General features: G+C 60.5%; 29 protein-coding genes. 5 read left to right on the top strand and 24 right to left on the bottom strand.

Annotation, left to right across the window (positions count from 1 at the left end; genetic code table 11):
* Positions 1–92: 92 nt before the first annotated feature.
* A complete protein-coding gene (locus tag ACZ1HN_RS07675; protein ID WP_472727045.1) occupies positions 93–590 on the top strand; it encodes a SixA phosphatase family protein in 498 nt (165 codons plus the stop codon).
* 421 nt (positions 591–1,011) lie between these two features.
* On the opposite strand, the gene ACZ1HN_RS07670 is transcribed toward ACZ1HN_RS07675, so the two are convergent.
* The 10 genes from ACZ1HN_RS07670 to ACZ1HN_RS07625 form a co-directional block, all read right to left on the bottom strand.
* Positions 1,012–1,779 carry an amino acid ABC transporter ATP-binding protein gene (locus ACZ1HN_RS07670; RefSeq protein WP_299210922.1) on the bottom strand — a complete coding sequence of 256 codons (768 nt, stop codon included), beginning with the start codon at positions 1,777–1,779 and terminating at the stop codon, positions 1,012–1,014.
* 12 nt (positions 1,780–1,791) lie between these two features.
* The gene (locus ACZ1HN_RS07665) at positions 1,792–3,081 is read right to left on the bottom strand and encodes an amino acid ABC transporter permease (RefSeq protein WP_299210919.1); all 1,290 of its coding nucleotides are present in this window, start codon (positions 3,079–3,081) and stop codon (positions 1,792–1,794) included.
* A gap of 3 nt (positions 3,082–3,084) precedes the next feature.
* Positions 3,085–4,299, bottom strand: coding sequence for an amino acid ABC transporter permease (locus ACZ1HN_RS07660; protein ID WP_299210916.1), 1,215 nt, complete (start codon positions 4,297–4,299; stop codon positions 3,085–3,087).
* 167 nt (positions 4,300–4,466) lie between these two features.
* On the bottom strand, positions 4,467–5,483 hold the full coding sequence (locus ACZ1HN_RS07655; RefSeq protein WP_299751095.1) for an amino acid ABC transporter substrate-binding protein: 1,017 nt from the start codon (positions 5,481–5,483) through the stop codon (positions 4,467–4,469).
* Positions 5,484–5,695: 212 nt separating this feature from the next.
* Complete coding sequence (locus ACZ1HN_RS07650; protein ID WP_472727044.1) at positions 5,696–6,403, bottom strand: ATP12 family chaperone protein; 708 nt, start codon at positions 6,401–6,403, stop codon at positions 5,696–5,698.
* Between the two features lies 1 nt (position 6,404).
* Entirely contained in the window at positions 6,405–7,058 is a 654-nt protein-coding gene (locus tag ACZ1HN_RS07645) for an HAD-IA family hydrolase (RefSeq protein ID WP_472727043.1), read from the bottom strand.
* Positions 7,059–8,096, bottom strand: coding sequence for an RluA family pseudouridine synthase (locus ACZ1HN_RS07640; RefSeq protein WP_472727042.1), 1,038 nt, complete (start codon positions 8,094–8,096; stop codon positions 7,059–7,061).
* Positions 8,093–8,473 carry a fluoride efflux transporter CrcB gene (gene crcB / locus ACZ1HN_RS07635; protein ID WP_299210900.1) on the bottom strand — a complete coding sequence of 127 codons (381 nt, stop codon included), beginning with the start codon at positions 8,471–8,473 and terminating at the stop codon, positions 8,093–8,095. The genes ACZ1HN_RS07640 and crcB overlap by 4 nt, the downstream gene beginning before the upstream one ends.
* 45 nt (positions 8,474–8,518) lie before the next feature.
* Complete coding sequence (locus ACZ1HN_RS07630; RefSeq protein WP_472727041.1) at positions 8,519–9,826, bottom strand: replication-associated recombination protein A; 1,308 nt, start codon at positions 9,824–9,826, stop codon at positions 8,519–8,521.
* Position 9,827: 1 nt separating this feature from the next.
* Positions 9,828–11,207 carry a trypsin-like peptidase domain-containing protein gene (locus ACZ1HN_RS07625; RefSeq protein WP_472727040.1) on the bottom strand — a complete coding sequence of 460 codons (1,380 nt, stop codon included), beginning with the start codon at positions 11,205–11,207 and terminating at the stop codon, positions 9,828–9,830.
* 145 nt (positions 11,208–11,352) lie between these two features.
* On the opposite strand from ACZ1HN_RS07625, the gene ACZ1HN_RS07620 reads away from it, so the two are divergent.
* Complete coding sequence (locus ACZ1HN_RS07620) at positions 11,353–11,808, top strand: host attachment family protein (protein WP_299210891.1); 456 nt, start codon at positions 11,353–11,355, stop codon at positions 11,806–11,808.
* A gap of 59 nt (positions 11,809–11,867) precedes the next feature.
* Here ACZ1HN_RS07620 and rplQ read toward each other — a convergent pair whose 3' ends face one another.
* The 8 genes from rplQ to rplO form a co-directional block, all read right to left on the bottom strand.
* Positions 11,868–12,287, bottom strand: coding sequence for a 50S ribosomal protein L17 (gene rplQ, locus ACZ1HN_RS07615; RefSeq protein WP_299210888.1), 420 nt, complete (start codon positions 12,285–12,287; stop codon positions 11,868–11,870).
* 128 nt (positions 12,288–12,415) lie between these two features.
* Positions 12,416–13,432 (bottom strand): DNA-directed RNA polymerase subunit alpha, encoded by a 1,017-nt coding sequence (locus tag ACZ1HN_RS07610; RefSeq protein WP_039688716.1) that lies wholly within the window; start codon positions 13,430–13,432, stop codon positions 12,416–12,418.
* Between the two features lie 112 nt (positions 13,433–13,544).
* Complete coding sequence (gene rpsK / locus ACZ1HN_RS07605) at positions 13,545–13,937, bottom strand: 30S ribosomal protein S11 (RefSeq protein ID WP_299210882.1); 393 nt, start codon at positions 13,935–13,937, stop codon at positions 13,545–13,547.
* Positions 13,938–13,949: 12 nt separating this feature from the next.
* A complete protein-coding gene (gene rpsM, locus ACZ1HN_RS07600) occupies positions 13,950–14,318 on the bottom strand; it encodes a 30S ribosomal protein S13 (protein ID WP_299210879.1) in 369 nt (122 codons plus the stop codon).
* A 179-nt stretch (positions 14,319–14,497) separates the two neighbouring features.
* Positions 14,498–15,289 carry an alpha/beta fold hydrolase gene (locus tag ACZ1HN_RS07595; RefSeq protein ID WP_472727039.1) on the bottom strand — a complete coding sequence of 264 codons (792 nt, stop codon included), beginning with the start codon at positions 15,287–15,289 and terminating at the stop codon, positions 14,498–14,500.
* Positions 15,279–15,923, bottom strand: coding sequence for an adenylate kinase (locus ACZ1HN_RS07590; protein ID WP_299707139.1), 645 nt, complete (start codon positions 15,921–15,923; stop codon positions 15,279–15,281). The genes ACZ1HN_RS07595 and ACZ1HN_RS07590 overlap by 11 nt, the downstream gene beginning before the upstream one ends.
* A gap of 24 nt (positions 15,924–15,947) precedes the next feature.
* Positions 15,948–17,312: a preprotein translocase subunit SecY gene (gene secY / locus ACZ1HN_RS07585; RefSeq protein WP_299210873.1), complete on the bottom strand. Its 1,365-nt coding sequence runs from the start codon at positions 17,310–17,312 to the stop codon at positions 15,948–15,950.
* Between the two features lie 116 nt (positions 17,313–17,428).
* A complete protein-coding gene (rplO, locus tag ACZ1HN_RS07580) occupies positions 17,429–17,899 on the bottom strand; it encodes a 50S ribosomal protein L15 (RefSeq protein WP_299210870.1) in 471 nt (156 codons plus the stop codon).
* A 324-nt stretch (positions 17,900–18,223) separates the two neighbouring features.
* Between rplO and ACZ1HN_RS07575 the strand changes: the two genes are divergently transcribed.
* On the top strand, positions 18,224–18,919 hold the full coding sequence (locus tag ACZ1HN_RS07575) for a hypothetical protein (protein ID WP_472727038.1): 696 nt from the start codon (positions 18,224–18,226) through the stop codon (positions 18,917–18,919).
* Here ACZ1HN_RS07575 and ACZ1HN_RS07570 read toward each other — a convergent pair.
* On the bottom strand, positions 18,876–19,520 hold the full coding sequence (locus tag ACZ1HN_RS07570) for a DsbA family protein (RefSeq protein WP_472727037.1): 645 nt from the start codon (positions 19,518–19,520) through the stop codon (positions 18,876–18,878). The genes ACZ1HN_RS07575 and ACZ1HN_RS07570 overlap by 44 nt on opposite strands.
* 105 nt (positions 19,521–19,625) lie before the next feature.
* Here ACZ1HN_RS07570 and ACZ1HN_RS07565 point away from each other — a divergent pair, with 105 nt between their 5' ends.
* Both ACZ1HN_RS07565 and ACZ1HN_RS07560 read left to right on the top strand, forming a co-directional pair.
* A complete protein-coding gene (locus tag ACZ1HN_RS07565; RefSeq protein WP_472727036.1) occupies positions 19,626–20,369 on the top strand; it encodes a vWA domain-containing protein in 744 nt (247 codons plus the stop codon).
* Positions 20,370–20,621: 252 nt separating this feature from the next.
* Positions 20,622–21,284: a hypothetical protein gene (locus ACZ1HN_RS07560; RefSeq protein WP_472727035.1), complete on the top strand. Its 663-nt coding sequence runs from the start codon at positions 20,622–20,624 to the stop codon at positions 21,282–21,284.
* A gap of 33 nt (positions 21,285–21,317) precedes the next feature.
* On the opposite strand, the gene rpmD is transcribed toward ACZ1HN_RS07560, so the two are convergent.
* The 5 genes from rpmD to rpsH all read right to left on the bottom strand — a co-directional run bounded on the left by rpmD (position 21,318) and on the right by rpsH (position 23,500).
* Complete coding sequence (rpmD, locus tag ACZ1HN_RS07555) at positions 21,318–21,506, bottom strand: 50S ribosomal protein L30 (protein ID WP_290557777.1); 189 nt, start codon at positions 21,504–21,506, stop codon at positions 21,318–21,320.
* Between the two features lie 5 nt (positions 21,507–21,511).
* Complete coding sequence (rpsE, locus tag ACZ1HN_RS07550; RefSeq protein ID WP_299210855.1) at positions 21,512–22,087, bottom strand: 30S ribosomal protein S5; 576 nt, start codon at positions 22,085–22,087, stop codon at positions 21,512–21,514.
* 103 nt (positions 22,088–22,190) lie between these two features.
* Complete coding sequence (gene rplR / locus ACZ1HN_RS07545; protein WP_299210852.1) at positions 22,191–22,550, bottom strand: 50S ribosomal protein L18; 360 nt, start codon at positions 22,548–22,550, stop codon at positions 22,191–22,193.
* 11 nt (positions 22,551–22,561) lie between these two features.
* Entirely contained in the window at positions 22,562–23,095 is a 534-nt protein-coding gene (rplF, locus tag ACZ1HN_RS07540) for a 50S ribosomal protein L6 (RefSeq protein ID WP_472727034.1), read from the bottom strand.
* A 12-nt stretch (positions 23,096–23,107) separates the two neighbouring features.
* On the bottom strand, positions 23,108–23,500 hold the full coding sequence (gene rpsH, locus ACZ1HN_RS07535; RefSeq protein WP_299606024.1) for a 30S ribosomal protein S8: 393 nt from the start codon (positions 23,498–23,500) through the stop codon (positions 23,108–23,110).
* Between the last annotated feature and the right edge of the window lie 14 nt (positions 23,501–23,514).

The raw sequence follows: 23,514 nt of genomic DNA, 5'->3' as shown, positions 1-23,514 counted from the left end.
CGGGGCTGCCATGTGCGGCGGGCTTGCCCGGTCAGTCAGAGCTTTGACCGGCCCGATGCCCAAACCGCGTTTCACATGAAAGCCTTTCACCGATGACCCGCACTCTGATCTTGATGCGCCATGCCAAATCAAGCTGGGATCATCCTGCATTGATGGATCACGACCGGCCATTGAACGCGCGGGGCAAGGCCTCTGCACAGGCCATGGGCGATTGGTTGCGGCGGAAGGGCCATGTCCCCCAAGCGGCTGTCAGTTCGACCAGTGAGCGGACCGGGCAGACCTTTCTGGGGTTGGCGTTTGATATACCGGTGAAGTTTTCGCGCGCCCTGTATCACACCGGGGCCGAGACAATGATGACGGTGCTGAAAGAGCAAACGGAACAGGCCGTTCTAGTGCTGGGCCACAACCCCGGCATTGCCGATTTTGCAGAACGGGTCGTGGAGCAACCGCCAGAACACCCGCGCTTTCTGGACTACCCGACCTGCGCAACCGCCATCATCCGCTTTGACGTGGACAGCTGGGCCGAGATTGATTGGCGTGTCGGGCAAGTGGTCGACTTTGCTGTGCCACGTGAGGTGATTGCGGAGTGAGTCGCCCCGTGTATTCACCTTGTTTTCATTGAGATTGACGGCTTGAGACAGGGTGTCACCCCCCGTGCAGCATCCGTACACCCCCTGTACACCCCCACCGGGCGGATGTTGGGCGGTTAACGCAACGTGCGGTGATCTCGGATGTTTCCGAAATCACCTTAAAACCTCTGATCGAGAATGTCCCGAGAGCGCGTAAGCGCGGCAGGGTATTTTCGGTTCCAGACTTTCGGAAACATCCAATGGCCGCCTGACGGCGACGCGATGCAGTTTTTGATGGGGCTTTGCCCCAAACCCCAAGGTATTTTTAGCCAGAAGAAGGAAGTTGGTTATGCCTCATAACCATCATTTAGGGATGAGGTCAGGCCGCTTCAGGTTTGCCCGGGCGGCCTTGTAAGGCGGGGGTGTCCCCCGCCCCGCTTGATCAGTGGCCGAGAATCTGGCTGAGGAACAGCTGGGTCCGGGGACTCTGCGGGTTGTTGAAGAACTCTTCGGGTTCGTTCTGTTCCACGATCTGCCCTTCGTCCATGAAGATCACCCGGTTCGCCACCTGACGGGCAAAGCCCATCTCGTGCGTCACGCAGAGCATGGTCATGCCCTCTTCGGCCAGCTCGACCATGGTGTCGAGCACCTCTTTGATCATCTCCGGATCGAGCGCCGAGGTTGGTTCGTCGAACAGCATGATCCTTGGACGCATGCAGAGCGAGCGGGCAATCGCCACGCGCTGTTGCTGACCACCAGACAACTGACCGGGATACTTGTCGGCCTGATCGGGGATCTTCACCTTTTCCAGGAAGTGCATCGCGATCTCTTCGGCTTCCTTCTTGGGCGTTTTGCGCACCCAGATCGGGGCCAACGTGCAGTTTTCAAGGATCGACAGGTGCGGGAACAGGTTAAAGTGCTGGAAGCACATGCCAACCTCGGACCGGATCTTGTCGATATTCTTGACGTCCGAGGACAGCACGGTGCCGTCCACCGTGATCGTACCCTGCTGGTGTTCCTCGAGCGCGTTGATGCAGCGGATCAGGGTCGATTTGCCAGAGCCCGAAGGCCCGGCGATCACGATCCGTTCGCCTTGATACACCGTCAGGTCGATGTCGCGCAGCACGTGGAATGTCCCGTACCACTTGTTCATCTTGTCGATTGAAATCGCGACTTCGTTTGAGACGTTCATTGCAACTTGTTCAGTCATATCAGCCACTCCTTAGCGGTGATCGGTCGCAAGCTGGCGTTCCAGCCACTGCGAGTATTGAGAGATGCCGTAGCAGACGACAAAGAAGAGAAGCGAGGCAAAGCCCAGAAGTTCCCAATAGACCCCGTTCCATTCGGTGGAGGCGAGGATGGGACCGCGGATCATGCCCAACAGGTCAAACATCGAGATGACCGAGACCAGCACGGTGTCCTTGAACAGACCCACCGCCACGTTCACGATGCCCGGAATCGAGATCTTGAGCGCCTGTGGCAGGATGATCAGCCGCATGGCCTGGGGGTAGTCGAGGCCGAGGCTGTCCGCCGCTTCGTACTGGCCGCGTGGCAGGGCGGCGAGGCCACCCCGGATCACCTCGGCGATGTAGGCCGCCGAGAACATCGTGATCATGATCACAACCCGCAGGAATAGGTCGGTCGTTGTGCCCGGCGGGAAGAAATACGCCAGCATCACGCTTGCCACGAACAGCAGGGTGATCAGCGGCACGCCACGAATGAACTCGATAAAGACCACGCAGATCCATTTGATCAGCGGCATGTCCGATTGCCGGCCCAGCGCCAGTGCGATGCCCAGAGGCACCGATAGCGACACACAGGTCACGCCCAGCATCATGTTGAGCATGAAGCCCCCCAGATCGCGGCTGGGCACGGTGCTGAGCAACGCGCCTTCGTTCGCGTTTGCAGGGATCAGCATCCCGCCGATGATCCAGACGACAAAGGCCGTCGCGATCCCGCCAAAGAAACCGGCGGCAAAGCTGCCCGCCACAAAGTGTTGGTAGACAAAGTAGCCCGCCACGAACCCGACCAGCGCCAGGATCGGAGTGAGGATCGTGCCCCCCCAGATCAGGTAGAAGGCGATGAACGGAAAGAGCGCCGTAAACAATAACAATTGGCGCGGCAATTTGAAGAACAGCACCGGTGCGGCGGCTGCAAAGAACAGCAGGAAGGTCAACGCGGGGCGCCAGTACTGATCCGCCGGGTATTTGAACCCGAACAGCAGCTGGTTCCACCGCTCGGTCAGGACCGAGAAGCAGCCCCCCGACACGCCGTTCAGCGCTTCGCGGCATTCTGCCAGGCTGGACGTGCCCCAGACGCCGTTGGCGATCCACGGCAGTGTGTTGGCGAGGATCAGGTAGATGAAATAGAATGCGGCAATCGTCAGCAGACTATAGAGCGGTGTCGAGAACAGGTTGTCCTTGGCCCATTTGACAGGTCCCGTTGCCGAGGCCGGCGGTGGTGAAGGTGGCACTTGTTCGGTGCGCACAAAGGCAGCAGATGTATCTGACATGGCTCAGCGCTCCTTCAACTTAACGGAATTGTTGTAGACGTTCATGATCGCCGAGATGCACAGCGAGATCGTGAGATAGAACAGCATCAGCAACAGAACGCATTCGATGGCACGCCCGGTCTGGTTCAGGGTGATCCCACCCAGTGTGGCCGTGACATCGGCGTAGCCTACGGCGATGGCCAGCGATGAGTTCTTGGTGATGTTGAGGTATTGCGAGATGAGCGGCGGGATGATGACCCGCAGCGCCTGTGGCAGCACCACAAGGTTCATGATCCGGCCCTGGCGCAGACCCAGCGCGCCTGCGGCTTCAGACTGCCCTTTGGAAATGGCCTGAATACCCGCTCGGACGTTTTCCGCGATGAAGGCGCCTGTATAGATTGACAGGGCGAACCACAGGGCGATCAACGGTCCACCGACCTTGATCCCACCGGAAAAGTTGAAACCCTTGAGCACCGGATAATCGAGCCCGATCGGCATTCCCATGATGAAATAGACCAGCAGCGTTGGCACAAACAGAATGGCCAGGCTGGGCCAACCCATGGGCAGCAAACGGCCCGTATCGTAGAGCAGTTTGGTGGCATAGCGGCGGTAGGCAATCACGCCAACGATTGACAGCAGGAACGTGGCCACAACCAACAGTGATCCTGCGCCCCACACGGGTGCGGGGATGTAAACGCCGCGGTTGGTAAAGGCGATGGCATCGAACACCATGCTTGCCGCCGGTTCGTCCCCGCGGAACGCCCTTGGCCCCGGCAGGACCGCGATCATGATGGTGAAGATGATGATGATCCAGATCAGCACAGGGATGTTCCGGAAGATCTCCACGTAGAAGGACATCAGCTTGCTGACCAGCCAGTTGTTGGACAGGCGCAGAACCCCGGCGATCACGCCAAAGATGGTCGCCGTCACACAGGCCAGAAAGGCCACAAGCAGCGTGTTCAGGATGCCCACCAGTGCGGCGCGCGCATTGGTCGACTGGCTGCTGTAGTCAATCAGAGTTTGGTTTATGTCATAGCCCGCTGGGGTGCCCAGGAATTGATAGGAGATGTTCAAACCCGCGGCAGCCAGATTGCTGAACAGGTTGCTCATCAAAAAGGCGGCAGACGCGATCAGTACGATCAGGGCAATGAATTGGAATGTGTATGATCTGTACCGCGTGTCGTTCAAAAGCATCGACAGGCGGAACGACTCCTGTGGAGGGTCGGTCATCGTTGTCATGAGGTTTTCCCCGTGGTTCCGGCCTTGGTTTTTGCGCGTCAGTGACGCGGGGCCGGGTTTTCATAACTGTCTGTATTTTCAGGCAGCTGCGCCGCTGTTTTCAGCGATCTTGTGCCCCAGATGCGCAAGGGGCGCAGGGTTTAACCTGCGCCCCTCGGCTTGGTATCTTAGCGGAAGGGCGGGCTGTAAAGCAGGCCGCCATCGGTCCACTGAGCGTTCAGGCCACGGGCCAGACCGATCGGAGTGGCTTCACCGATGTTCTTCTCGAAGATTTCGCCATAGTTGCCGCCGGCGTTGATCGCTTTCATCGCCCAGTCAGCGTCCAGACCCAGCATCTCGCCCAGGGTACCTTCGGTGCCCAGGATACGGTTGATTTCCGGGTTGTCGGTGCCACCGGACATTTCAGAGATATTGGTCGACGTGATACCCAGCTCTTCTGCCGAGATCAGCGCGTTCAGGGTCCAGCGGACCACATCGCCCCACTCGTTGTCGCCGTGACGGACCAGCGGGCCCAGCGGCTCTTTCGAGATGATTTCGGGCAGCAGAACGTGATCACCGGGGGCTTCGAACGTGGCGCGTGTTGCGGCCAGGCCCGATGCGTCGGTGGTGTACACGTCACAGGCACCTGCAAGGTACTGCTGTTGCGCTTCGGCATTGGTTTCGATCGGAACCGGCTCATAGCTGATGTTGTTCGAGCGGAAGAAGTCCGCCAGGTTCAGCTCGGTCGTGGTGCCGGTCTGGATGCAGACGGTTGCGCCGTCCAGATCCTTGGCCGAGGACACGCCCAGATCCTTGGGAACCATGAAGCCTTGGCCGTCGTAGTAGTTCACGCCAACAAAGGTGAACTTGAGGTCCACATCGCGGCTGAACGTCCACGTGGTGTTGCGGGCCAACATGTCGATTTCGCCCGAAGCCAGCGCGGTGAAGCGCGTCTTGCCGGTTGTGGGCACGAATTCAACTGCGGTGGGATCACCCAGCACAGCAGCAGCCACAGCGCGGCACACAGCCACGTCGAAGCCGTCCCATTCGCCGTTTGCGTCAGGTGCGGCGAAGCCGACCAGACCGGTTGTCACGCCGCAGTTCAGCGTGCCACGTGCTTTCACGTCATCGAGCGTGCCAGCAGCCGCAGCGCCGGCAGCCATGCCAGCGGCGGTCAGCGCGCCAAAGATTACGGTTTTTTTCATTTTTACCTCTTCCTGATTTTCCGCCGTATTTTGGCGGTTCGATCAGCGCAGCCTGAGTGTCCATGCTCCGCCGAAGGCTATCCAGCCGGAGTTGTCCCCAACCAGTGGGCCATAGTTTGGAAGGATTCATCGCAGAACGTCAAGGGCTGCGTCACCAAAAACGATGCATTATTGTGCGGTTTTACAGGCCGTAACATGCCCTAGCGTCAACCTCATTTTGCAACATCAAAAAAGGCTTTCGCGTGCAAAAACGACGCTTGCTTGATCTGCGCGACCTCTCGGGCCTCTTCATCCTCGCCCCATTGCTCTTCCTGCCAGATTTCATCAAGCCGCGACGCCGCCCAAATTGTGGGCGCCGGGTGCAGGTCTTGGGCGGCGGCAAAACCCAGGATCAGCGATCCAGAGAGGCTGACAAGGTCATGAAAGGCCGCAAGTTCAAACTCAGATAGAACATGGACCCGTTGAGACAACGATGCGAGCGCTTGCGCATCCTGTGATTCGTGCATCAAACCCGTCCGTGGCTGAAGCCGCGCCCCCAAGGTATCAGCGGCCCAATCCAGGTAGGGATCCCATTCTGTCACTTGCCTGTCGATCAGCTCCTGTGGCCCATCCGCCCGGTAACACAGCAGGTCCGCATCGCCATAGGCTGCAAGCATATCCGCCACTTCGCTGCGCTGCACGGCAACCTTGTCGATGGCCGCATTTGCGCTGCGGGTGAACGGCATGGACAGCGGGTTCACCACTTCATCCTGCGCATTCCATTCGGCCGCGACGGCATCGGCCATCCTTTGCGTCGGCAGGATCAATCCCGCCTTGGCCGGTGTTTTCACGGCCCGTCCATCCAGCGTAACGGTCCAACCCGTATCCGTCTGTTCAGCTGTCGCCGTTTTCCAGAACCGTTTTTGCTTCCATTCGCTCATGTCAGTCGGCCCATAGCGCGTTCAGCGCATCATCGAGTTCAGAAAAGTCGTTCAAAATGGCGCGTGCACCATCGAGCTGGCTGGGAACATGGTAGCCCCAGCCGACGCCCAGGAACGGCATGCCTGCCGCATGCGCCATCTGCGCATCAAAGCTGGTGTCGCCGATCATCACGGCGTCTGCCGTTTCCACCCCGGATTCCTCCAGCGCGGCGCGCAGCATCGATGGATGCGGCTTGGACGGATGGAAATCCGCGACCTGCCGGGTCACAAACATGCCGTTAAGCCCGTGGGCTTCGATCAGCCCGTCGAGACCGCGCTTGGATTTCCCGGTCGCCACACCCAGCAGGATGTCGTCCTGCGCCTGCAACCGATCAAGTGCCGCCCGTGCACCCGGATAGAGCGGAGAGGATGAAGCCCCCTTTGACAGCCGCAGCTTGGCATAGCTGTCCTTGTAGGCCTCGACCATCCGCGCGTGATCGGCATCCGCGACCAGCGCCTCCATCGCCACGGGCAAAGACAGGCCAACAATGCCCAAGATGTCTTGTCGGGCCGGTGCGTCCAGCCCCACGGCATCAAAGGCTTCAGCCATGCTGGCCACGATGTCGGCCTGACTGTCGACCAGCGTGCCGTCCACGTCAAAGACTACCAGACGCATCTACAGCGCCTCGAACGGGTCTTCTGCTGCCAGGTCCTCGGTCCAGCCGAAGGTGTCCCAGCTTTGCGCCATGTGGTCTGGCAGGGGGGCGGTCACCGTGATGACCTTGCGCGTTTCGGGCTGTTCAAACCGCATCATGCGCGCGTGCAGGTGCAGTTTTTGCGAGATGATGCCACCGACCTTGGCGCCCCAGCCGTCGCCCATGTTTTCCTGGCTCGACCCGCCATATTTGCCGTCGCCGACGATGGGATGCCCAATCTCGGCCATATGCGCGCGCAGCTGGTGGGTGCGCCCGGTGATCGGCTCCATCGCGACCCACGCCGCACGAGAGGCAACGCGGTAGAGCGTGGCGTACATCGTATGTGCCCGCTTGGCGCCGCGCGTATCGTCGATATCACGCGGGTGCACGGCGATCATTTTTTCGCCCTCACCGCTGCGGCCATGGCCCGGCGCCTTGACCAACCCGTACTTGATTTCACCCAAGTAAGGCGTGGGCACACCGGCGACGAGCGCCCAGTAGATCTTGCGCGTTTCGTGATGCCGCATGGCGGCTGTCAGGGACTTGGCTGCCGCCCGCGTGCGCGCCAACAGCAGGACACCCGATGTGTCCTTGTCCAACCGGTGCACGAGGCGTGGTTTTTCGTCGAGGTCAAACATCAGCGCCTCGGCCAGCCCGTCCACGTGCTTGGTCTGCCCCGATCCCCCTTGGGTCGGAAGGCCGGACGGTTTGTTGATCGCGATGATCTGGTCATCCTTGTAGATCACGCAATCGCGGATCATCTTGGCGTCTTTGTCCGAGATACGGGTTTTCTGGATCACGGGTGCTGGGCGATCCGGTAGCGGCGGGATGCGCACTCGCTGTCCTTCCTCGACGCGCGTTGAGGATTTGACCCGGCCCCCATCCACACGGCATTCGCCCTTGCGACACATCTTTTCGATCATGCCCTGGCTCACCTGCGGAAAGCGCCGCTTCATCCAGCGATCCAGGCGTTGATCGCCTTCGCCCGCTTCGACAATGACTGTTTGGACGCCGCTCATGCAAAAACTCCTCGGGCCAGGATGAGGCCAAGGGCCAATGCGCCAACTGACAGGCCGACCGACAGCAGGATATAGAGGCTGGCCGACGCCACCTGTCCGCGTTCGATCAGCGTCATGGTTTCAAGAGAAAAGGCGCTGAACGTGGTGAACCCGCCCAGCACACCGGTCATCACGAAGGGGCTGAGATGGGTCAGCCCGCGATGGGCGGCGGCCACGACAAAGACCCCCATCAGGAAGGAGCCGATGACGTTGACCGTGATGATGGCCAGCGGGAAGTCGGACGGACCCAGTGCGCGCAGCACGGCCACGCCCGTCAGCCAGCGCAGGGACGCGCCGATCGCCCCGCCAAGGGCCACAAGGGAAAGGGTTGAAAACATGCGCGGTCTGTCGTCGGTTCGCCGCAAAGAGTCAAGGTCGGCGGCCTAGCTGTTCCGCTTGGTTCTGAGCCGTGCGAAGTAGTCGAGCCGTTTTTTCAGGTCGCGTTCGAAGCCGCGTTCTACCGGTTGGTAGAGGTCTGGGCGTTCCATCCCGTCGGGAAAGTAGTTCGCCCCGGAAAATCCGTCTTCGGCATCGTGGTCATAGGCATAGTCCTTGCCATGGCCCTGATCCTTCATCAGCGATGTCGGCGCATTCAGGATGTGTTTGGGCGGCGGGTGCGATCCGGTCTGTTTCGCCGCCCGGCGCGCGCCTTTGTAGGCGACGTAGGCCGCGTTCGACTTGGGCGCGAGCGCGAGGTAGACAAGCGCCTGTGCCAGTGCCAGCTCACCCTCCGGGCTGCCGAGGCGTTCATAGGTTTCCCAGCTTTGCAGGCAGACCGCCTGCGCTTGCGGGTCAGCAAGGCCAATATCTTCGACCGCCATACGGGTGATGCGCCGGGCGAGGTAGCGGGGGTCTTCTCCGCCCTCCAGCATCCGGGCGAACCAGTACAGTGATGCATCGGGGTCTGAGCCGCGCACCGATTTGTGCAGGGCCGAGATGAGGTTGTAATGCGCATCGCCCGACTTGTCGTATTGGGCGGCACGGCGCATCAGGCGGGCAGCAAGGGCGGTCTTGTCGAGCTTGCTGTCCACCGTCCAGGCCGTGACCTGTTCGATCAGGTTCAAAAGCGCGCGCCCGTCCCCATCGGCCATTTCAAGTAACGCTTCGCGAGCAGGCCCGTCGAGCGGGAGTGGCTTGTCCAACTCCTGTTCGGCCCGTTGGGCCAGCAATTCGAGATCCTTGAGATCAAGCCGTTCCAGCACCAGCACTTGCGCACGGGACAGCACAGCGGCGTTCAACTCGAAACTAGGGTTTTCGGTGGTTGCGCCCACCAGCAGGATCGTTCCGTCCTCCATATGCGGCAGGAACCCATCCTGCTGCGCCTTGTTGAAGCGGTGGATTTCGTCGACGAAGAGCAGCGTCCCCTGCCCGTTCTGGCGACGGATCTTGGCCGCCTCGAACACTTTCTTGAGGTCCGGGACACCTGTGAAAATCGCCGAGATTTGGACGAAATGCAGATCCGTCTCATGCGCAAGCAGCCGGGCGATGGTCGTTTTGCCGACGCCGGGTGGGCCCCAGAACACCAGCGAACTCAGCGCGCCCGAGGACAGCATGACGGTCAGCGGCGCCTCTGGTCCCAGCACCTGCGCCTGACCAATAACGTCGGACAGTTTTTGCGGGCGCAAACGATCGGCCAGCGGTCGCGGTCCGGTGTCCGGCACGGAAGGGGAGGAACCAAAAAGGTCGCCCATTCTAGAACCGCAACACGATGCGGCTGTTGCCGCGCACCGCGCGTACGGTGGTGCCACGGCGCGCTTCGGACAGGATAGTCGCCGCCTGTGCCGGAGTTTCAATGTCCTGCCGGTCGATCCGTTGCAGCACATCGCCACGACGCAATCCGACACGACGGCCTATCGGACCTTCGTCCAGAACCACCACGCCGTCCGCCGCGATGGGCAAGTTCAGTTCGGCCAGAACAGCCGGATTGATGCGCGCCAAGGTGAGGCCCGGCAGGCTTGCATCTTCGGAGAGTGTCGTCTCTTCACGCGGCGGGTTGTCTGGCGGTGGGATGAGGGCGACGGTCAACACGTCTTCCTCACCATCGCGCAGGCGGGTCATTGTGGCACTGTCCTGATCGCTGGCGACACTCATGCGGAACAGCATTTCGCCAGGGCTGCCCACGGTCGCGCCATCAACAGCCAATACGACATCGCCCACTTCGAACCCGGCCTTGGCCAGCGGGCTGGCCGGGTGGAGACCGGCCAGCATGATGCCACCGGGGCGGTCACGGCCCAGTGACTCGGCCAGATCAGCATCCACCGCCTGGCCCGTAGCCCCGGCCCATGGCCGAATGAAACGGTCATTGCCGTCCCGCGCCTGTTTAACGAACGCCGCCACAAGATCGGCGGGAATGGCAAAGCCGATCCCGTTCGACCCGCCCGAACGGCTGAGAATGCGGGTGTTGATGCCCAGAAGTTGGCCGCGCATGTCGATCAGCGCACCGCCAGAGTTGCCCGGGTTGATCGGTGCGTCGGTCTGAATGAAATATCCCGCCCCGCGCCCATTGCTGCCGCCGGACCGCGCAAGGCCCGACACAATGCCCGACGACACGGTCTGCCCCACGCCAAAAGGGTTGCCGATGGCGAGGGTCAATTCGCCCACCTCAACCGTTTCACTGTCGCGTAAGGATAGAAACGGAAGGTCCTTTGCATCGTCGATCTTGAGGATCGCCAGATCGCTTTCCTGATCCCCGAGCAGCACGCGGGCATCATATTCACGCCCGTCATTCAGCACGACCCGGATATCGGTCGCTTGCCCCACCACGTGGTAGTTCGACACGACAATCCCATCCTCACCAAGGATGACGCCGGACCCGAGCGAGTTCTGCACGCGCGGTTGAGGTTGCCCGAACCCTTCGAACAAACGTTCGAAGAACGGATCGTCCATGAAGGGCGTGCGCGCACGCGCCTGGGTGACAAAGCGCACATAGATATTCACGACCGCCGGGGCTGTTTCGCGCACCAGCGGTGCAAAACTGAGGGTGATTTCCGACTGATTTTGCGGCACGCGCGTTTCTGCCTGCGCACCTTGGGCAAACAGGCCAAGCAAAATGATCAAAAACAGGTGTTTCATGGCCGTCCTCGTCTGCGTCTGGATATGCGCCCTGCCCCGGACAAATGCAACAGAACTGACCGAACGCAATTCCGGCCCCCAGCTGAGAGATACAATGAGGGCATGCATATATTGCTCGGAGACAGAGCAAAGGAGAACCAAAGAAATGGCAAAACTAGATCGGGGCACCTTGGTCGTCGTGGCTGACGGTGAAAAGGCGCTGTTCCTGCGCAATCTGACAGATCGGCGAAACCCCAAATTCGAAGTGACGGACGTGGAAGCGCAAGAGAACCCTCCGTCCCGCGCGCAATCGACCGACCGGCCCGGGCGCATGAAGGATGGTGGACCGGGTCAATCGTCCGCCCTGGAGGATACGGATTGGCACACCTTGGCCAAGGATCGGTTCGCCAAGGAATTGTCCAACATGTTGTACGCTGAAGCGCACAAGGGCGCATTCGACAAGCTGGTTCTGGTGGCGTCACCGCAGGTGCTCGGCGTGCTCCGCGCCGACATGCACATCGAGGTCACGGCCAAGATCGTTGCCGATATCCCCAAGACGCTGACCAATCACCCGGTGCACGAGATCGAGAAAATCGTGAAGGCCGAACTTGGTCTCTTTTGAAACGCAAAACGCCGCCCCGGATCAGGGGGCGGCGTTTCCGCTTCGCTGTGCGCAAAGCCTTATTCTTCGGCAGCGTCTTCTGCTGCGACGCGGGCCTTGTCAGCGGCGCCCTTGGCGTCGCGGTCGCGGTCCACGAATTCGATGATCGCCATGGGCGCCATGTCGCCATAGCGGAAGCCAGCCTTCAGAACACGAATGTAGCCGCCTTGGCGCTCGGCGTAGCGCGGGCCAAGGACGTCAAACAGCTTGGCAACGTATTGCTCTTCTTTCAACTTGGACGCGGCCTGACGACGGGCGTGCAGATCACCGCGCTTGGCAAGCGTGATCAGCTTTTCAACGATAGGCTTCAGTTCCTTGGCCTTGGGCAGTGTTGTCTTGATTTGCTCATGTTCGATGAGCGAGCCTGCCATGTTTGCGAACAGAGCCTTGCGGTGCTCATGTGTCCGGTTCAGGCGGCGGTAACCACGTGCGTGACGCATTTTTCTTCTCCAAATCGTGCCCTCTACGGGCGGTTTTGCTTTGTCTGGCCCGCGATGCGTGTCTTGGGCTCTCCTTGGGGCGTTATGCCCGGTCGTCGGGTGGGCGTGACCGCCCACCCTAATGGCTATTAGAAGTTGTCTTCGAACTTCTTGGCCAGATCTTCGATGTTGTCCGGCGGCCAGTCCTCGACATCCATGCCAAGGTGCAGCCCCATGCCCGACAGCACTTCCTTGATCTCGTTCAAGGACTTGCGGCCAAAGTTCGGCGTGCGCAACATCTCTGCTTCGGTCTTCTGGATGAGATCGCCGATATAGACGATGTTGTCGTTCTTCAGGCAGTTTGCCGAACGCACGGACAGTTCCAGCTCGTCCACTTTCTTCAGCAGAAGCGGGTTGAACTCGAGGCCATCGTCATCGTCTTGACGCGATGCACTTTCCGGCTCGTCGAAGTTGACGAAGATGCCCAGCTGATCCTGCAGGATGCGCGCAGCAAAGGCCACGGCATCGTCAGGGCTGATGGAGCCATCGGTTTCGACCTTCATGGTCAGCTTGTCATAGTCCAGCACCTGGCCCTCGCGGGTGGGCTGCACGTCATAGCTGACCTTCTTGACGGGCGAATAGATCGCGTCGATCGGGATCAGACCGATAGGCGCGTCTTCCGGCTTGTTCTTGTCCGCCGACACATAGCCCTTACCGGTATTCACGGTCAGTTCCATGTATACATCTGCACCATCGTCGAGGTGACAGATGACCAGATCGCGGTTCAGGATCTCGATCCCGGCGCTTTCAGAGATGTCACCAGCCGTCACAACGCCCGGACCCTTGGCAGAAATCGACAGACGCTTGGGCCCTTCGACTTCCATGCGCAGGCTGACCTGCTTGAGGTTCAGGATGATGTCGGTGACGTCTTCGCGCACACCGGCGACGGACGAAAACTCGTGCAATACGTTGTCGATCTGCACAGACGTGATGGCCGCGCCTTGCAGCGACGACATCAGCACGCGGCGCAGCGCGTTGCCCATGGTCAGGCCAAAACCGCGCTCCAGCGGTTCGGCAACAACGGTGGCCTGTCGCGCGGGTTCATTGCCCGGCTTGACGTCAAGCTGCTGCGGCTTGATCAGTTCGGCCCAGTTCTTATGGATCATGCGTCCCTCCATTCCTGTCGACGCGCCATGTCCCAACGCGCGACTCCCGAGGTTTCAAAAAGCAGATTGGGGCCGTGCGAAACACGCGGCCCCAAAAGGTGTTGGATGTCGCTTAGACGCGGCGACGCTTGGGTGGGCGGCAGCCATTGTGAGCAATCGGCGTCACGTCGCGGATCGACGTGATGTTGAAGCCAACAGCAGCCAACGCGCGCAAAGCCGATTCACGACCCGAACCCGGGCCCTGCACTTCGACTTCCAGCGTTTTGACGCCGTGATCCTGAGCTTTCTTGCCTGCATCCTCTGCCGCCATCTGGGCCGCATAGGGTGTCGACTTGCGCGAGCCTTTGAAACCCATGGTGCCAGCAGACGACCATGCGATCGCGTTGCCTTGCACGTCCGAGATCAGGATCTTGGTGTTGTTGAACGAAGAGTTCACATGCGCCACGCCTGCGGCGATGTTCTTGGAGACCTTTTTCTTGGCTCCACGGCGGGTATCACGTGCCATTGGTGCGTCTCCTTATTTCTTCTTGCCGGCAATGGCCTTTGCGGGGCCTTTGCGGGTGCGAGCGTTGGTGTGTGTGCGCTGACCACGGACGGGCAGGTTGCGACGGTGGCGCAGGCCACGGTAGCAGCCCAGGTCCATTAGGCGCTTGATGTTCATCTGTGTCTCACGACGCAGGTCACCCTCGACGGTAAAGTTCTCGTCGATGTGCTCGCGGATTTTCAGAACTTCAGCATCGCTGAGTTCGTTCACACGGCGGCTGGCATCGATACCAACTGCTTCGCAGATTTTCTGAGCTGAGGTGTTGCCGATACCCGTGATATAGGTCAGGGCGATCGGAACGCGTTTGGCTGTGGGGATGTTGACCCCTGCAATACGTGCCACGTGGGCTTTCCTTTCGTTGCGAGCCCGTCATTCCAGGCCCTTTTTCACAACATAAGGCCCAAGGATTTTGCCCCCGGGCCTGCAGCTGATCAGGTGATCCGACCGGACGCGTTCCGGTCTTTGATTCTCGTTAGAGATGGCGTGAAATAGGCCTTGTTTTGTGGGACGTCAAGAGTGGTTTAAGCAATCTGCTCTGCATGGGCTGGTTCGATCCCTTCCGGCCAGTCTGCCTCATCGGCATGTGCGCGCAAAAGGGCAGCAAACCGGGCCGTGTCCTGCGCGGGCCAGCCATGCCCCAGGCCGGTTGCGCGGCAGGCTTGGGCATGTGGCAGTGCCGCGCAGATCGCCGATTGCCCGTCCAGGATCAGGCGGTGTTCCTTGCTGCCGGCTGCAACCAGCACGCGCGTCGACACCCGGTCCAGACCGGCAGGCGGCGTGAACGCAACAACATCACAGGTGGCGCGTGCAAAGGCACGGGGCCGGGTTTGGACAGCACCCGCCACATATGGTTCCATCAGATCGGGCGACACACCCATGGCCGTCGCATTGCGCCTTGCCAGAAAGGGCCGCGTGATGAACGGGGCCATGGCCCAACTTATCACCCGCATCATCCGCGGGTTCGGCATGTCACCCTGATGAATGCCGCTGAGCAACGCGTGTTGAAACCGGTCGGGCGCGAGCGCAAGCATCGTCAGGCCCACATAGGCCCCCAGCGACACGGCCGCGATGCCGGTCACGGAGTCTGGCAATGTATCAAGCACGGCCTGCGCAGTATCCGTGATGCTGCGCCAGGGTACATCGCGGCTGCCGCCATGGCCGGGCAGGTCCACCAGGAGGGACCGGGTGTCGGGCAGGTGCGCAGCGACCGGCGCAAACACGTCTGCCGACATTGCGACGCCGGGCAGAAACGCAAAGGCCGGCGCATGCGCCGGCCCCATCGCAGTAACGTTCAGCGCCACGCTATTTGACAACGGCAGCGATCGCCGCCTTCACATCGTCAATCTCGCCAAGCCCATCGATCTTGGTCAACTGGCCCTTGGCATAGTAATAGCCGATCAGCGGAGAGGTCTTCTTGTAGTATTCCATAAGGCGGGTCTTGAGGCTTTCCTCGTTGTCGTCCGCCCGGCGCTTGAACTGGTTTTCGGCGCCGCAGTTGGTGCACTTGCCGTCCGACGGGATCGGCTTGGTATTGTCGTTATAGACCTCACCGCATGCGCCACATGTCGAACGCGCAACGATGCGGGCGACAAGCGCCTCGTCATCCACTTCCATCTCGATCACAGCGTCCAGGGTCTCGCCCTTCTCCGCCAGCAGATCGGCCAACGCATCGGCCTGCGCCAAGGTGCGGGGGAAACCGTCAAAGATGAAGCCATTGGCCTTCACTGTCTCAAGCTGTTCACGGATCAGACCAATGACGATTTCGTCCGTGACAAGCGCACCGCGGGCCATAACATCGGCCACGATCTGGCCCATCTCGGTCCCACTGTCCTTGGCGGCGCGCAACATGTCGCCTGTCGACAATTGCACCATGCCCCGTTCTTCAACCAGAAAACGCGCCTGCGTTCCCTTGCCCGCGCCCGGCGGGCCCAAGAGAATAATGTTCATCAGCTGTCCCCTCCCTGGACCGCCTTAGCGACGGACAGGGCTCCTTTTGCGGCGGGTCTTGTTGCCCTTACCGCGCAGTTGCGATTTCTCGATCAAGCCTTCGTACTGGTGGGCCAACAGGTGGCTTTGTACTTGCTGGATCGTGTCCATGGTCACAGATACCACAATCAGCACGGATGTCCCGCCAAAGTAGAACGGAATGGCGAACTCACCGCGCAGAATTTCGGGCAGCAGACAGACCAGCGCCAGGTAGGCCGAGCCCAGAACCAGCACGCGGTTGACCACGTATTCGAGGTATTCAGCGGTTTTCTTACCGGGGCGAATACCAGGGACAAAGCCGTTCTGGTTCTTGAGGTTGTCGGCCACGTCATCGGGTTTGAAGCTGACGTTGAACGTATAGAAATAGGCAAAGAAGACGATCATCGCTGCAAAGAACAGCAGGTACAGCGGCTGACCGGGGCCAAAGTTGGCCAAGAGCCACGACATGATCGGGCTGGTCGAGTTGCCAGAGAAGGTCGAGATCGTCACGGGCAGCAGCAGCAGCGACGAGGCAAAGATCGCAGGGATCACGCCCGCAGGGTTCACCTTGACCGGCAGGTGCGAGGACCCACCGTCATAAACCTTCATCCCCACCTGACGGCGCGGATACTGGATGTGGATCTTGCGCAGCGCGCGCTCCATGAACACCACGAAGGTGATGGTCACCACGACCATCAATATCACACCCACGATGATCGCAGGGCTCAACGCGCCCGAGCGACCACTCGCAAAGAACTGCGCCAGCGCCGCAGGCACCTCGGCAATGATGCCGACAAAGATGATCAGTGAAATACCGTTGCCGATGCCGCGTGCGGTGATCTGCTCACCCAGCCACATCAGGAACATGGTGCCACCCACCAGCGTGATCAGGCACGACATGCGGAAGAACATGCCCGGATCTGTCACCAGATCGCCGGATTCCAGCGATACAGCAAGGCCATAGGCCTGCAAGGTCGCCAGTGCCACCGTGCCGTAGCGGGTGTATTGGTTGATCTTCTTGCGCCCCTGTTCGCCCTCTTTCTTGAGCTGTTCGAGCTTGGGCACCATCGAGGTCAGAAGCTGCACGATGATCGAGGCCGAGATGTAAGGCATGATGCCAAGGGCAAAGATGCCCATCCGGCCCAGCGCACCACCGGTGAACATGCTGACCATGCCGCCAATGCCTTGGCCTGCACTTTCCATGAACTCCCGCAGGGCAGCCCCGTCGATGCCGGGCACCGGGATAAAGGTGCCAAGGCGGTAGACGATCAGCAGACCGAGGGTGAACAGGATGCGGTTGCGCAGGTCGGTGGCCTTACCAAGAGCGCTCCAGCTCGTGTTGGCGGCCATATTCTCGACGGCAGATACCATGCGGGTGTGTTCCTTTATGGCGAAACGCCGCCCAAACCGTTTTCCGGCGGGCGGCGTAGGAAAAACTAGAGACTATGTAAGCCGCATATTCGCGGCTCACAAGGCGTCAAACTGGCTTACTCGGCGGCCGCCGCGGCTGTGGTCAACGACCCACCCGCTTTTTCAACGGCTTCGACGGCCGATTTGGACGCGCCGGTCACAGCAAGTTCAACTTTCGAGGTGATTTCACCTTTGGCCAGAACGCGGATACCGTCCAGCTTGCGACGCACAAGGCCCGAAGCGATCAGCGCATCTTCGTCGATGGCTTTTTTCGCGTCGATCTTGCCGGCGTCGATGAATTTCTGGATCAGGCCCAGGTTCACAACGGCAAATGCCTTGCGGTTCGGCTTGTTGAAGCCGCGCTTGGGCAGACGTTGGTAGAGGGGCATTTGCCCGCCTTCGTAGCCGTTGATGGCCACACCCGAACGGGATTTCTGACCTTTGATACCACGGCCACCCATCTTACCGGTGCCGGAGCCAGGACCACGGCCCACGCGCTTGCGTGGCTTGGTTGCGCCAGGATTGTCGCGCAGTTCATGCAGTTTCATATCGCTTCTCCTTGCCGGATGTGTCCCACGAAGCGTGAACGGGACAACCACGGCGTTTCTTGGTTTTGATTCTCGTGGCGCAAGACGCCACCGGGGGCGTATAGACCCAGCACCCGGACGGATCAAGCCCCGTCCACCTCATCCATGGGCCGTATATCTGTGGCGCAAAGCCTCTACACCTCGCCGCGACAGCCCGTTTTGCACGCGGCACCGCAAGATTTTGATTCACAGACCAGAATTTGGCCGATAGAGGTGAAAATCACATAACAAAAACAGCCCTCGCAATGGGGGCGCGCAGTCAACAGGCCATCGGGGACGCACAAAGTGCTCCAAGACTTTCTTCAGCATCCCGGTGTTCTGCACCGCGCGGGCATCGCCTCGGCGGTCCTGAGCGTTTATGCGTTCTGGCCTTACATCCGTGACATACTGACAAACCGGACCCGGCCCGAACGCGCGTCCTGGCTGATCTGGGCCGTGCTGAGTGCCGTGTCCCTTCTAAGCCAAGCCTATGAAGGGGCTGACGGATCACTGGGTTTTGCCATCGCGCAAACGGCGGGCACGGTCATCATCTGTGGCCTGACCTTCTGGAAAACCACCGGCCTGCGGTTCAAGACCGACGACAGCCAGGTGCTGACCGCCACCGCCGTGGGCATCTGGCTGTGGGCGGAAATGGAAAGTGCCGCCTATTCGCTGTTTGTCACGATAACCATGTCGATGATGGGTGGGCTTCTGACCATGCAAAAGGCTTTCCTTGATCCCAAATCCGAAACATGGGCAACATGGGCCGCCTTCTTCGTGTCGGCAGCGCTGGCCGTTGTGGCGATTGGCGGGGCGGACTGGCTGCTCTTGGCGTATCCGCTTTATGTCATGGTCCTGTCAGGTGGCATCATGCTGTGCATGGGCGCGGGTCACGTATGGGCGGCGCGGCGTGCCCCCACCCTGCCCGACACCCCTCACCAGCAGCTGACCCTGTCTGTCATGTCGTTTCAACGGAGGGGTTCACCCAGCGTGTCGGAGTAAACGGCCGCGCAATAGCGCCCTCCAGAAGCTCAAGCCGGTCCTGCCCATAGAACACCTCGCCCTCCAGAACATAAGTTGGCGATCCGAAAACACTGGTCGCAAGGGCCGCCTGGCTGTTGGCTGCATATTGGGCCGCAACCTCTTCGGATCGTGCCCGCGCAAGCAACTCATCGGCGTCATGCCCCAGACCCTTGGCAAGCGCACGCAGCGTCGGCACATCTGACAGGTCCGCATCGTCGCGCCAATGGGCCTCAAGGATCGCATGGGCCATGGCATCCACCTGGTCCCCACGGTCACCAAGGGCAAGGATCATGCCACTGGCCAATGTGTAGTCTGCGTCATGATAAGTCGGGCGGAACGACACCACCGGCACATTGCGCAATTCGGCCCACCGCTCGATCTCGCGGCCAAAGAAGTAATCCACATGCGCCTGCGTGCGCCCCCGGAAGGGCAGACTGCCCTGCGCCTCGACCACCGGGGACAAGGCAATGGGGCGGTGCACAAGGGTCAGGCCATGGGTGGCACAGATCTGCATGATCTTGGCGGAGCCAAGATAGGCAAAGGCTGAATGGGCGGAGTAGTAGTAGATGAGGTCTGTCATGGGACGCAGGCTAGGCGTCAAATCCATGTTCCACAACGCTTGCGACATTGCTTTTGGTTCGCGGGTGGTGCCATCCTGCTGGCGATGATTGCCCTCCGTCCCCTGATGATGGCCACTGCACTTGCGGCCACCCTGCCCACGATGCTGTCCGCGACGGGATGCGCCCGGGATGCAATGCTGGTGTTTGACGGCTCGGCATCCATGGATGAGCTCAGCTTCGATGTCTCGCGCAAGACCCGGATCGTGGATGCCCGCACGGCGCTGCGGGATGCCCTGCCCGACATCACACCGTTTCGCCGGGTTGGTCTGCTGACCTACGGGCCCGGTGCAAGTGCCGACAGTTGCGCCAATATCGACCTGCGCTTTGGTCCACGGGCCGATGCGGCAGCCGCCATTGTGGATCAGATCGACACCCTGCAACCCAAAGGGCTGACAGCGCTGGCCGCGTCCGTCCGGGCCGCCGCCGATGCGCTCGATCACCGCAACCGGTCGGGTATCGTCGTGTTGGTCACGGACGGCAACGAAACCTGCGGCGGGCGCCCCTGCGCCCTGGGCACCGCGCTCGCCCAAGAGGCAACGGACCTGACCGTGCATGTCATCGGGTTCCAGGTGGTCGTGGACTTCTTCAGCTGGGACAACCCCGAGCAGGTGGATGTGGGCGCAGGCAACACGGTCGCCAAATGCCTCGCGGATCGGACCGGCGGGCTCTATGTCTCAACGGATACGGTGGACGAGTTGGCGGACGCACTGCGCGCAACATTGGGCTGTGCATTGATTGGGGCTGCAACTCCGACACCTGCTCCGTTCAGTCTCTTGGAAACATCACCCGTCTCACGCCGTCAGACATGAACCGCCTCTAACGGGCAACCTGCCCTCAAGCGACGGAACTATAGGGGTGATGCCCTTCCAGTAAATCGCACGTCCCTGCGCCTACTCCACCCAAACGGGAAGGTATGGAAAACCGGACTGGCACAAAATGCGCGGGTCGGGCCTACTCCCCCCATAACACTTCAGCCGAACCACATTATCGGCATCCGCAATTTATTTTTTAAGGAGCCGCGCCCGGTCAAACCGGGCGCGCATTTCAGGACACCTACGGTATTGTTTGACGTCATCTTTCAGGATCCCAACCTGCTATGGCTGATCGGGATCGCATCCGCATTGCTCAGCACCTATGCCTATCTGCCCTATGTCTTCGACACCCTGTCGGGTCGGACACGGCCGCAACGCGCGTCATGGATGATCTGGTCTGTTTTGGGCAGCATCGCGCTGGCGTCCCAGATCTACGAGGGGGCCAGCGCATCGCTGTGGTTCGCAGCCATACAGGTGGGCGGCACGGTCCTGATTTTCCTTCTGTCGCTCAAGCACGGAACGGGTGGCTTCCTGAACCGCTCAGATGCCTGCGTGCTGGCCGCAGCCGCCGTGGGCGTGCTGGCCTGGGCGCTGACCGAAACAGCTGTCTACGCCTTGGCCATCACGATCACGATTTCCATGATGGGCGGGGCCATCACGGTGGCCAAGGCCTTTCGCACCCCCGAGACCGAAACACTGACCACGTGGTCGGCGTCCTTTATTGCGGCCACGCTCGCCATTGTCGCCGTGGGTGGTCTGGACTGGGTGCTGCTGGCCTATCCGCTGTACCTTTGGGTCCTGAACGGGGCCATTGTCCTGGCCATCCTGCTGGGGCGTGCCCATCAGGCGCGTGCACCAATCTTTGTCCCACGCCATACGAAAAACGCCGCGCAGGTCCTGCGCGGCGTCTAAGTTCAGTAGGATCTTGCGATCCGTCCGGGGCGTTTAGCCCTTCTCTTCGATGATCTCGACCATGTGAGGGATCGAGTTGATCATGCCGCGCACGGAAGGTGTGTCTTCCAACTCGCGGGTTTTGTGCATCTTGTTCAAGCCCAGGCCGATCAGGGTCGCGCGTTGTTTCGCGGGACGACGGATGGGGGAGCCGATCTGCTTGACGACGATTGTCTTAGCCATGGAACTCAGGCCTCCTCGGTTGCCGCTTCGGCAGCGGGTGCTTCATCGCGCTTGGGCAGGATGTCCGAGACTTTCTTGCCACGACGCTGCGCAACACCACGGGGCGACTGCTCTTTGCGCAGGCCGTCCATTGTGGCGCGGATCATGTTGTAGGGGTTCTGCGAGCCGATGGATTTGGACACAACGTCCTTCACACCCAGCATTTCAAACACGGCACGCATCGGACCACCGGCGATGATACCAGTACCCTCAGGGGCGGTGCGCATGACGACCTTGCCGGCGCCGTGGCGACCTTCCATGTCGTGGTGCAGCGTCCGACCTTCGCGCAGTTGCACGCGGATCATCTGGCGCTTGGCTTGCTCGGTGGCTTTGCGAATGGCCTCGGGGACCTCTTTCGCTTTACCTTTGCCGAAGCCGACGCGGCCCTTCTGGTCGCCAACAACGACGAGTGCGGCGAAACCAAAGCGCTTACCACCCTTCACGGTTTTCGACACACGGTTGATCGCAACCAGGCGATCTGCAAATTCCGGTGCCTCGTCGCGGTCGCGACGGTTGCCCCGGCGGTTATCACGTTCTGCCATCAGAACATCCTTTGAATTGGTGGCTTGCGCCAGTTTACTCAATCCTGGTGGACCGGAATGGTCCCCGGATCATCGGAGGGGCGTCGCCGCCCCTCTCAGGGTCTTAGATCTTCAGACCGCCTTCACGCGCAGCGTCGGCCAGAGCCTTCACCTTGCCATGAAAGAGGAAACCACCGCGGTCGAAATATGCTTCGTCCACGCCAGCTTTCTTCGCGCGCTCGGCAATCGCGGTGCCCACCTTGGTGGCGGCTTCCACGTTGTTCTTGCCCACGACGCCCAGATCCTTTTCCAGGGTCGAAGCCGAGGCCAGGGTCACGCCGTTCACATCGTCGATCAGCTGCACGCTGATGTTCTTGTTGGAACGGTGCACGCTCAGGCGGGGACGCCCGGCGTTGACCTTGCGAAGTTTGTTCCGGACGCGCAGGCGGCGCTTGAGGAACAGGGTCCGTTTGCTGTTTGCCATCTGTCTGGTCCTTACTTCTTCTTGCCTTCCTTGCGGAAGATGAACTCGCCCTTGTAGCGGATGCCTTTGCCCTTGTAGGGCTCGGGCTTGCGCCACTCGCGGATTTTCGCGGCCACTTCGCCGACCTGCTGCTGGTCGATACCTTCGACAACAATCTCGGTCTGCTTGGGCGCGGTCACTGTGACACCCTCGGGTGCTACGAAATCCACATCGTGGGACAGACCAAGGTTCAGTTTCAGGGTGTTGCCCTGCATCTGCGCCCGGTAACCCACACCTTGGATCTCCAGCTCTTTCTTGAACCCGTCGGTCACCCCGGTCACGCAGTTCTGCACCTGCGTGCGGGACATGCCCCACTGCTGGCGCGCGCGCTTGGACTTGCCGCGGGGCACGATGGTAACGACGTTGTCCTCAACATTGAGGGTCACGTCGTCGGTTGCGGTGAAGCTGCGGGTCCCCTTGGGGCCTTTCACTTCGATCGTCTGACCGGAGACGGATGCGGAAACACCCGAGGGCAGATCGACCGGTTTTTTACCAATACGAGACATCTGCTGTTCTCCTTAGAAGATCGTGCAAAGCACTTCGCCGCCAACATTCTGGCTGCGTGCGTTTGCATCCGACATCACGCCCTTGGAGGTGGAGACAATCGACACACCCAGACCCTGACGGACCTGCGGGATGTCGCCCACACCCATGTACACACGACGGCCGGGCTTGGACACGCGCTTAAGCTCGCGGATCACAGGCTCGCCTTCATAGTACTTGAGGCTGATTTCGATGGCCGGGTGGCCGTTGGCACCGGTGGTTTCTTCGAAGCCACGGATGTAACCCTCGTCCGCCAGCACTTCCAGCACGCGCACACGCAGTTTGGACGCAGGCGTCTCAACCACGGATTTGCCACGCATTTGGCTGTTACGGATGCGGGTGAGCATATCGCCGATAGGATCGTTCATAACTTATCTCTCCC

Source organism: Tateyamaria sp. GN1-10 (genome assembly GCF_055693845.1).
The sequence above is the reverse complement of the archived record's forward strand: the minus strand, read 5'-3'. Positions and strand labels throughout refer to the sequence as shown.